The sequence below is a fragment of the Cellulomonas endophytica genome (genome assembly GCF_004123805.1).
Classification (GTDB): domain Bacteria; phylum Actinomycetota; class Actinomycetes; order Actinomycetales; family Cellulomonadaceae; genus Cellulomonas; species Cellulomonas endophytica.
The window spans coordinates 1-2833 of sequence record NZ_RWJX01000149.1 but is presented as its reverse complement, the minus strand read 5'-3'; the positions used below and the strand labels follow the sequence as shown (position 1 = coordinate 2833).

The following is a 2833-nucleotide window of genomic DNA, read 5'->3' as shown; positions in this document are numbered from 1 at the left end:
GGCACGGCCGGCGGCCACGACGGGGCCGGGCGCCGGGGCCGTCGCGGGCCCGGCCCGCGGGTCCGCGACGCGCTGTGGCTCGTGCCGGCGCTCGTCGCCGTCGCGCTCGTGCCGCTCCTGCGGCTCGGCGGGGCCGCCCGCACCGACGACGAGGGCCGCGTCACGGCCCAGGCCTGGGACCTGGCCACCGGCGGCTGGCCCGCCGGCGTCGGTCCGCTGGACGTCGTCGGGCCGCTGCAGGTCGCGCTGTGGACCGGGCTGACGGGCGGGTTCGAGCGGTACGCCGTCGGGGTCGTCGCCGCCCGGGAGGCGATGGTCGTCGCGACCGCCCTCGCCGCGGCGCTGCTGTGGTCGGTCGCCCGCCGGGCGGGGCTGTCGCGCCCGGCGGCCGCGGGCTCCCTGGCCGTGTTCGCGCTGTGGCCGCCGGCCCTCGGGCTGCACCGCACGGTCGACCTCGCCACGGTCGCCACGCCGTGGGTGCTCGTCGCGGTGCTGCTCGCCGCCTCCCGTGCGCACCCCTGGGCGGCCCGGGCCGCCGCCGTGCCGGCGGTCGTCGCCGCGGTGCTCACGAGCGGCAGCGCCCTCGTGGCGCTCCCCGTGCTCGCCGTGGTCGCGTGGCGCTCCACCCCGCGGCGGGCGCGCCGGTCCGCGCTGCCGGCGGCGGCCGCGCTCCTCGTCGTGCTGCTGGGCCCGGCCCTCCTCGTCGGGGGCGTGCCGTCGGTGCACGGCCGCTCCGTCCTCGTCCTCGGGCTGCCCCTCGTGGCGCTCCTCGTCGCCGGGTCGGCCGACGCCGCCGTGCGTGCGGTCCGGGCCGCCCGTCCCGACGAGAGCCTCGCGGCCGGCGCGGCGCTGGCGCTCGTCGCGACCGCGGTCGTCGTCGCCGTGCCCTCCGCCGTGCAGCAGCTGCGGGCCCTCGTCGCCGACGACGGCGACGCGCCCTTCCGCCAGGCGCAGGCGTGGGTCGAGGAGAACGTGGAGCCGGGGGCGGTGCTCGTGGTCGACGACGCCCTGCGGGTCGACCTGCTGCGCGCCGGCCGCGGCGTGCGGGACGTCGTCGACTACCGGTACCTCGAGGCCACCTCCGACGGGCGCCCGCTGCGCGACCCGGCGTACGTCGTCTCGACGGACGGCCTGCGGACCGTGCCCGCGCCGTCGGGGCCGGTGGCCCGGGCGCTCGAGGGCTCCGTCGTCGAGGCCACGTTCGGCTCCGGTCCGGACCGGGTCGACGTGCGACGCGTGGCCCCCGGGGGCGGCGCCGCCGGCGAGGCCTGGACGGAGGCGCAGGCGGCACGTTCGGCCCGCGCGGCCGCCGGGGCGCAGCTCGTCGCGAACCCCCGGCTGACGCTCGAGGGCGACAGCCGCGCGCTGCTCGAGCAGGGCCTCGTCGACGCCCGCATCGTGGTGGGCCTGGCCGCCCGCCTGTCCATCGGCGAGGTCACCGTGGCGGGCTTCCCCGTCGTCCCCGGCGAGCGGGACGGCGTACGGCGGCAGGTGCTCGTCACCGTGCTGGACGGCGAGACCACCACGTCCGGCACCGGCCGGGACACCGCCCTCGACTGGTGGCTCGCCCCCGGCGGCCCGCTGGCGGCCCTCGAGGTGAGCGCGACGCCCGACGGGGTGCTCGCCACCTTCTCCGTCGAGGAGCCCGCGGGGGTCCTGCCGGAGGTCGCCCCGCCCGCCGCTGCGCCGTGACCCGCCCGCCCGCCGCAGGACCCCACCCGCCCCACCGCCTCGCGCCCGTCCGGCCCGCCGGACCCGACGAAGGGACCCCCGCATGACCCGCTCCCCGCTCCCCGGGCGGGGCCGCGCCCGCGCGGTCCTGCTGGCGGCGCTCGCCGCGCTCGGCCTCGGCCTCGCCGGCGCCCCGGGCGCCCAGGCCGCGCCCGACGACGGCTGGGCCCGCGTGGCCCACCTGTCACCGGACACGGCGGGCGTCGACGTGCGCCTGTCCGGGCTCGCCGGCGGCGGCGTCCTGCACCGGCTCGACGGCGTCTCGTACGGGCAGGTCTCCGGCTACCTGCCGCTGCCCGCCGGCACGTACGTCGTGTCCATGGTGCCGGCCGGCGCCGACGAGGGCACCACCCCCGTCGTGACGCAGACGCTCACCGTGGAGCCGGGCAAGCCGCTCACCGTGGCGGCCTACGGGCGCAACAGCGCGCTCACCACGACGGTGTACTCGGACGACCTGACCAGCCCGCCCGACGGGCAGGCGCGCGTCCGCGTCGTCCAGGCCTCGACGCGGGCGGGGTCCGTCGACGTGTCGACCACCACGGGCGTCGCGATCGCCCGCGGCGCGACGACCGGCGCCGCCACGGCCTACGCCACCGTGCCGGCCGGCGCCTGGGACCTCGCCCTCGGCGGCGACGCCTCCGGGACGGCCCGGGTCGACCTCGCCGGCGGCTCCGTCAGCACGCTGCTCGTGCTCGACGACGCGGCCGGCCGCCAGACCGTGAAGCCCGTCCTCGACGCCGCCGGCCCCGCCGCGACGCCGCAGCAGGGCGTGGACACCGGTGGCGGCGGGCTGGCGCCCGCGGACCGCGCGGCGACCCCCGGCACCGAGGGGGCCGTCGGGCTCGGCCTGGGGCTCGGGCTCGTCGGCGTGCTCGTCGCCGTCGTGGCGGCGGCCAGGGCGCGAGGACGCTCGCCCCTGCCGGTGGCGAGGTCGCGCGCCGGCCGACGATGAGGCGCCGCGGCGCCCGGGCACTCACGCTCGGCGCGCTCGTCCTCGCGCTCGCGGCGGCGCCGGGGTGCGCCGCGCCCACGGGTGAGGCGGCGACCGGCGGCGCGTCGGCCGGACCGTCGACGAGCGCCGCGCCCGCCGACCGCCCCGCCG

Annotated in this window: 1 protein-coding gene and 1 pseudogene; both read left to right on the top strand. The window is 81.2% G+C overall.

Annotated features, from left to right (window positions below; all coding sequences use genetic code 11):
• Window positions 1–1692: pseudogene (locus EJA20_RS18915) on the top strand (hypothetical protein); the annotation flags it as partial.
• Window positions 1693–1774: 82 nt separating this feature from the next.
• Entirely contained in the window at window positions 1775–2683 is a 909-nt protein-coding gene (locus tag EJA20_RS18315) for a DUF4397 domain-containing protein (protein ID WP_129339932.1), read from the top strand.
• Window positions 2684–2833: the final 150 nt, after the last annotated feature.

Coding starts and splice junctions, on each gene's coding strand:
- EJA20_RS18315 (WP_129339932.1), top strand. CDS start 1,775: ATGACCCGCTCCCCGCTCCCCGGGCGGGGCCGCGCCCGCGCGGTCCTG.